This window comes from Promicromonospora sp. NPDC060204, assembly GCF_042728455.1.
GTDB lineage: Bacteria > Actinomycetota > Actinomycetes > Actinomycetales > Cellulomonadaceae > Promicromonospora.
The window spans coordinates 1-6,039 of record NZ_JBHWZO010000329.1; the positions used below are offsets into that span (position 1 = coordinate 1).

Annotated in this window: 8 protein-coding genes; 5 read left to right on the plus strand and 3 right to left on the minus strand. The window is 73.7% G+C overall.

Going from position 1 to position 6,039, the window contains the following annotated elements:
- Window positions 1-6: 6 nt before the first annotated feature.
- Window positions 7-477, minus strand: a complete 471-nt coding sequence (locus ACFWEJ_RS26295; protein WP_377232123.1) for an Lrp/AsnC family transcriptional regulator — start codon at window positions 475-477, stop codon at window positions 7-9.
- 59 nt (window positions 478-536) lie between these two features.
- Between ACFWEJ_RS26295 and ACFWEJ_RS26300 the strand changes: the two genes are divergently transcribed.
- Together ACFWEJ_RS26300 and ACFWEJ_RS26305 are read left to right on the plus strand one after the other, a co-directional pair.
- Window positions 537-1,664 (plus strand): trans-sulfuration enzyme family protein, encoded by a 1,128-nt coding sequence (locus tag ACFWEJ_RS26300; RefSeq protein ID WP_377232124.1) that lies wholly within the window; start codon window positions 537-539, stop codon window positions 1,662-1,664.
- 106 nt (window positions 1,665-1,770) lie between these two features.
- Window positions 1,771-2,166, plus strand: coding sequence for a hypothetical protein (locus tag ACFWEJ_RS26305; protein WP_377232125.1), 396 nt, complete (start codon window positions 1,771-1,773; stop codon window positions 2,164-2,166).
- Window positions 2,167-2,217: 51 nt separating this feature from the next.
- On the opposite strand, the gene ACFWEJ_RS26310 is transcribed toward ACFWEJ_RS26305, so the two are convergent.
- On the minus strand, window positions 2,218-2,847 hold the full coding sequence (locus ACFWEJ_RS26310; RefSeq protein WP_377232126.1) for a GNAT family N-acetyltransferase: 630 nt from the start codon (window positions 2,845-2,847) through the stop codon (window positions 2,218-2,220).
- A 152-nt stretch (window positions 2,848-2,999) separates the two neighbouring features.
- Between ACFWEJ_RS26310 and ACFWEJ_RS26315 the strand changes: the two genes are divergently transcribed.
- On the plus strand, window positions 3,000-3,650 hold the full coding sequence (locus tag ACFWEJ_RS26315) for an SRPBCC family protein (protein ID WP_377232127.1): 651 nt from the start codon (window positions 3,000-3,002) through the stop codon (window positions 3,648-3,650).
- On the plus strand, window positions 3,651-4,148 hold the full coding sequence (locus tag ACFWEJ_RS26320) for an ArsR/SmtB family transcription factor (RefSeq protein WP_377232128.1): 498 nt from the start codon (window positions 3,651-3,653) through the stop codon (window positions 4,146-4,148).
- Window positions 4,149-4,254: 106 nt separating this feature from the next.
- Here ACFWEJ_RS26320 and ACFWEJ_RS26325 read toward each other — a convergent pair whose 3' ends face one another.
- Window positions 4,255-5,211 (minus strand): glycerophosphodiester phosphodiesterase family protein, encoded by a 957-nt coding sequence (locus ACFWEJ_RS26325; protein ID WP_377232130.1) that lies wholly within the window; start codon window positions 5,209-5,211, stop codon window positions 4,255-4,257.
- Window positions 5,212-5,514: 303 nt separating this feature from the next.
- On the opposite strand from ACFWEJ_RS26325, the gene ACFWEJ_RS26330 reads away from it, so the two are divergent.
- On the plus strand, window positions 5,515-5,979 hold the full coding sequence (locus ACFWEJ_RS26330; RefSeq protein ID WP_377232129.1) for an HtaA domain-containing protein: 465 nt from the start codon (window positions 5,515-5,517) through the stop codon (window positions 5,977-5,979).
- Window positions 5,980-6,039 lie beyond the last annotated feature (60 nt).

Genomic DNA, 6,039 nt, shown 5'->3' on the forward strand with positions numbered 1-6,039 from the left:
GCCCGGTCACTCCGCCGGGGTGACCGGGCCGCAGGTCCAGGACGAGAACACCAGGTCCGTCTGCACCCGGCCCACCTCGCCGCGCGCCGTGAAGTCCAGCACCAGGCGCTGCAGCTCGTCGGTGTCGGCGCAGGCCACGTTGATCAGGAAGTCGTCGGGCCCCGACACGTGGTGCACGGCCCGGGTCTGCGGCAGCCGCCGCACCCACTCCACGAACGGCCCCAGCAGGGGCCGCGAGTGCGTGGTCAGCCGCACCATCAGCATGGCCTGCAGCCCACGTCCGACGGCGACCGGGTCGATCGCGGCGTGGTACCCGCGGATCACTCCCGCGTTCTGGAGCCGCTGGATGCGCGCCAGGCAGGTCGACGGCGCGACGCCGACCCGCTGCGCGAGCGTCTTGTTGGAGAGACGCCCGTCGTTCTGCAGCTCGATCAGCAGCGCCCGGTCCACCGAATCCAGGAGCACGTTCTGGGTCATGGGCCGAATATCTAGCACGCCGCGGCGCCGTCGGACAGCCCGAATGCCGATAGTCACCCATGAGCATGCATTCCTGGACCACGCGCGCCGTCCACGCCGGCAAGGACGACCTCGCCGCGCTCGGGCTCCATGCCCCGCCGATCGACCTGTCCACCACCTACCCGTCGTACGACGTCGTCGGCGAGGCCACGCGCCTGGACGAGTTCGCCGAGGGGCACGACGACGGCGGCCCGCCCGTCTACGGCCGCGTCGCCAACCCGACCGTGCGCCGCTTCGAGAACGCGCTGGCCGAGCTCGAGGGGGCGGAGGCCGCCGTCGCGTTCGCGAGCGGCATGGCCGCGCTGTCGGCGTGCCTGCTGACCCAGGTCGCGGCGGGGCGGCCGCACGTCGTCGGCGTCCGGCCGCTGTACGGCACCACCGACCACCTGCTCGACTCCGGGCTGCTCGGCACCTCGGTGACGTGGGCGACCCCCGAGGATGCGGCGTCGGCCATCACGGCCCGGACCGGGCTCGTCGTCGTGGAGAGCCCGGCCAACCCCACGCTCGACGAGGTGGACCTGCGTGCCCTGACCGACGCCTGCGCGCCGGTGCCCGTGCTGGTGGACAGCACGTTCGCGACGCCGGTGCTCCAGCGCCCGCTGGAGCAGGGCGCCACGATGGTGCTGCACAGCGCGACGAAGTACCTGGGCGGGCACGGCGACGTCATGGGCGGCGTCGTGGCCTGCGGCGAGGACATGGCCCGGTCGCTGCGCCAGGTCCGGTTCGTCACCGGCGCCATGCTGCACCCGATGGCGGGGTACGAGCTGCTCCGCGGCCTGGCGACGCTTTCGGTGCGGGTGCGCGGAGCGGCGGCCACGGCCGCCGAGCTGGCCCGCCGGCTCGGGGAGCACCCTCGGGTGACCCGGGTGCACTACCCGAGCATCGGCGGGGCGATGGTGTCGTTCGAGACCTCCGCCGACGCGGTGGCGCTGGTCTCCGCCGTGCGGCTGATCACCCCGGCCGTGAGCCTCGGCAGCGTGGACAGCCTGATCCAGCACCCGGCGTCGCTGACCCACCGGATCATGGACGAGGTGTCCCGCAAGGAGGCGGGCATCTCGCCGGACCTGGTCCGCCTGTCGGTGGGCCTGGAGGACGTCGAGGACCTCTGGGCGGACCTGTCCCAGGCCCTGTCCCACGCCACCCGCTAACGCCTCGTTGAGTGCTGGCTATTTGTTGCCCCAACCGGTTCGGAGCAACAAATAGCCCGCACTCAACGAGGTGGTGGGGCGGGCGGCGGCCGTCTAGCGTGTGGGCATGACCAGCACCCCGTACGACCGCGACGACCTGCTCGCGTTCCTCGTCGGTTACGGCGTCGCGCTCGGGGCGGGCGACCTGGACACCCTGGCCGACAGCCTCGCGTACCCGTCGGTGATCGTCGAGGCGGACCGGTCCGTCGTGGTGCCCGACGCCGAGGGAGCGCGCACCAGCCTCGGCGGCATGCTCGCCTCGCGTCGGGAACAGGGGCTCGTCGCCGCCGTGCCCGAGATCAAGGCGGTCGAGCAGGTGGGCGACGCGCTGCTGTGGGTCGACGTGCGCTGGAGCTTCAAGGACGAGAACGCCTCGGAGGCCGCGGCGGACCGGGCGCGCTACCTCGTGCGGCGGGGCCGGGACACGTTCGAGCTGTGCGTGGTCGTACCGGTCGAGGAGTAGGTCCCGCGGCGGCAGGGTGCGGGACGGCGCGGTGCCGGACGGCGCGCGGCCTCAGGCCGCGATCTCCCGCCGCATGTGCCAGCGGGTCAGCCGCCCGCTCGTGGCGTCCGTCGGCTCCAGCCGGTCGAAGCCCGCTCGTTCGAACATCGCGACGGTCCCGACGAACGCCGCGCTCACCGGGACCCGGCGCCCGTCCTCGGGCTCCACGGGGAAGGCGTCCAGCGCCGTCGCGCCGTGCGCCGCGGCGTAGTCGACCCCGGCGTCGAGCAGCGCCTGCGCCACCCCCTGCCGGCGGAAGCCCGCGCGCACCGTCACGCACATGAACACCCAGGTGGTGGCCCAGGTCTCCGGCTCCCCCACCGGCAGCACGCGGGACCGCTGCAGCGACCGGGCCGCCGACCGCACCGAGAAGCCGAGCCAGCCGGCGACCTCGCCGTCACCTTCACCATCACCGGCGTCGGCGCCGGCGAGGTACGCGAGCATCCCCGGCGCGGGCTCCTCCTCCGTCAGGGCGCGCAGCCGGGCGCCGCGCGTGGTGACGTCCTCCTTGGCGGGCGCGCGCCAGTGCATGCACCAGCACGCCTGCTCGCGCCCGCTCGGGTTGAGGACGCGGGCGACGTCGTCGAACCGGTCGGCCGTGGCGGGCACCACCGCGATGCGGGCCGTCGGACTCTGGGCCATGTTCGGAACCTACCCCGCCTCACCGACACCCGCGGCGCCACGTGCTTGGCACACTTTTTCTGCCGGGTTCCGACCACGGCGCGCAACCGGCCACCTTGCGCACCCGGCCCGCGTGTGGGATAAATAAGTGACCGCTTATACAAGGAGAGATCATGACCAGCACCAGCACCATCGACCCGGTCGCCACTGCCGGGCTCATGACCCGCGAGGTCCGCGACGGCAGCCGGGACGGCACCCCGACCAAGATCGCGGTCGCCCGCCGCACCTACGACGCCGACCGGGACGACCTCTGGAACGCCCTCACCACCGCCGAGCGCCTCCCCCGCTGGTTCCTGCCGGTCAGCGGCGAGCTCTCCGTGGGCGGCCGCTACCAGTTCGAGGGCCAGGCGGGCGGCCTGGTCGAACGCTGCGACGCCCCCGAGAGCTTCGACATCACCTGGGAGTTCGGCGGTCAGGTCTCGTGGGTCACCGTCTCGCTGCGCCCCGCCGACGGCGGCACCACGCTCGAGCTGGTGCACGAGGCCGTGGTAGACCCCGACTTCTGGACCCAGTACGGCCCTGGCGCCGTCGGCGTCGGCTGGGACCTCGCCCTCGTGGGGCTCGGCCTGCACCTGGCCACGGGCTCCACCAACGACGCCAGCGAGTTCGAGTCGTGGACCCTCTCCCCCGTGGGCGTCGAGTTCGTGCGGCTGGCGAGCACGGGCTGGGCCGACGCCGCGATCGCCGGCGGGGACGACGCCGACGCCGCGCGGGCCGCCGGCGCGCGCACCATCGGCTTCTACACCACGCAGCCGGGGGCCTGAGTGCCCACCGCCGCCCGGCTCCCCGGCGGCGCGGCGGAGGACGGCGCCGCGGGCGGGCGCGAACCGCACGAGGACGACGTCGCGGGCGGGCGCGAGCCGTCCGGCGCGCTCGACACGGCGCGCGCCGGGGTGTTCGAGGCGCTCGGCGACCCCGTCCGACGTCGGCTGCTGGAGCTGCTCGTCGCGGGCGAGCAGCCCGCGGGGGCCCTGGTCAGCGCGCTCCAGGCGCGGGTCAGCATCACGCAGCCTGCGGTCTCCCAGCACCTGAAGGTGCTCCGCGAGGCCGGCCTCGTGCGGGTGCGCGCCGAGGGCACGCGCCGGCTCTACTCCGTGGACGACGCCGGGACCGCCGCCGCCCAGGCCTGGCTCGCCCGCTTCGAGGACACCTTCGCCCAGCCGCTCGACGCCCTGGCGACGGAGCTGGCCCGCGGACGCCGCGAACGCCGTCGGGCCGCGCCCCGCGCCGGAACTGGCGAGGCCGACACGGCTGCGGGCTGACGCGGCCTCGCCCGCTGGTGTTGGTCCACCCAGCGGTCGGGCCCAGAACTCACCAGAGTTCTGGGCCCGATCACTGGGCTGCGCCCGGCGGGGCGGCGCGGGCCGGTCAGTAGCGCTTCGGAAGCTTGAGGTGGCGCTCCGCCATGATCGTGCGCAGCAGGTCCGGCCGGTCGGTGATGAGGCCGTCGACGCCGATGTCCATCAGGGACTCGATCGTGGCGCGGTCGTCGACGGTCCACGGGATCACGTCCATCCCGGCGCGGTGCGCGGCGCGGACGAGCTCGGGCGTGGTGAACGCGACGTAGCCCGGGTCGGACACGCTGCCGCCCTGCGGGTCGCCGTGCACGGGCGAGACGGCGTCGGCGCCGAAGGAGGCGGCGTCCGCGACGAACTTCTGCTGGATCGAGCCCGGGAAGTCGTCGATGTCCAGGCCGCCGAGCCACGGCGACGCGCCCTCGACGCCGACCTGGAGGAACTGCTGGCCGTTGGTCAGCGCCACCAGGCCGAAGCGCGGCTCGACCTGGCTCATCCGCGTCAGGGAGCCCCAGTCGAAGCTCTGGATCGTCACCTGGTCGACGAGCCGCGCCTTGCGCACCTCGCGGGCGACGACCTGCACGAACTGCTCGCGCGGCGCCGTCTGCTCGGGGGCGCCCGCCTCGACCTTGGTCTCGATGTTGAGCTTGACCTGGTGCGCCCGGTGCCGGTTGACCAGCGCCAGCACCTCCGACAGCAGCGGCATCCGCTCGCCCGGGTGCAGCTCCTGCCCGGGGAACTGCGGCTGGCGCAGCGACCCGCAGTCCAGGGTGCGGACCTGCGCGAGCGTGAGGTCCTTGATGTACGTCTTGTTCGGCACGTAGGGGAACTCGGGGTCGCCCGGGAACGCCGGCTCCGTGTCGACGCACTTGGCCGGGCTCGGGTCGCGGTCGTGGGTCACGACGGCGTACCCGTCCTGCGTGATCTGCACGTCCAGCTCGAGCGTGCTCACGCCGAGCGCGAGGGCGTTGTCGAACGCCGGGAGCGTGTTCTCGACGGTCAGCGCGATGCCGCCGCGGTGGGCCTGCAGGTCGAAGGTGCGGTCGTGGTGCGCGGCCGCGCGTGCGGCGGCGTCGTCCGCGTCGGCGGGCAGGGCCGACGCCGGTGCGGCGCCCAGGGCCAGCGCGCCCGCGAGGGTCACGGCGAGAGCCGCGGTGCTGCGGCGGAGGAGGGTCTTCATGTGCCCGAGCCTGGACGGGTCCGGTTGCCGGGGTAAGGCCCGCCGTCGTCGGCCGGGCGACGCTCCCGTGAACGCACGGCGACCCGGAGACCGGACCCGCGCGACGCGCCGAACGAAGCACGACGATTCCCCAGGTGGGAGTACCGTTCTCGGGTGGCTCATCTGGACTGGGAGATCAAGGCAAGCCTGCTGATGTACGTCATGGGGGCGCCTGGCGGCCGCATCGTGCAGGACGACGCCGTGGGCGGCAGCGGCGCCTCGTTCCACTTCCCGCTCGACCCGGGACGCACGCCCGACCCGTCCGCCGAGGGCACGTCGTTCGGATTCACGGGTTCCGTGGTGTTCATCGGGCACTTCGGCTCGTTCGTCGGCGAGGTCGCGGACATCGAGGTCGTCGCACCGGCCGACGGCGGTCCCGACTGGACCATGTCCATCCGGGACCGCGACGCGGACGTGCGCACGGTCGCGTTCCGCCTGGCGGGCGCCCCCGAGCGGTCGGACGACGGCGCGCGCCTCACCTGGCAGCAGGTCGAGCTCACGGAGGACGGCGCGAAGCTCTGGGGCGGCAGCTACCCGCCGGCGACCAAGTTCGAGCCACTCACGATCGACCTGACCTGACCCCTTTCGTTGAGTGCTGGCTATCTGCGCTCTCGGAACGTTTCGAGAGCGCAGATAGCC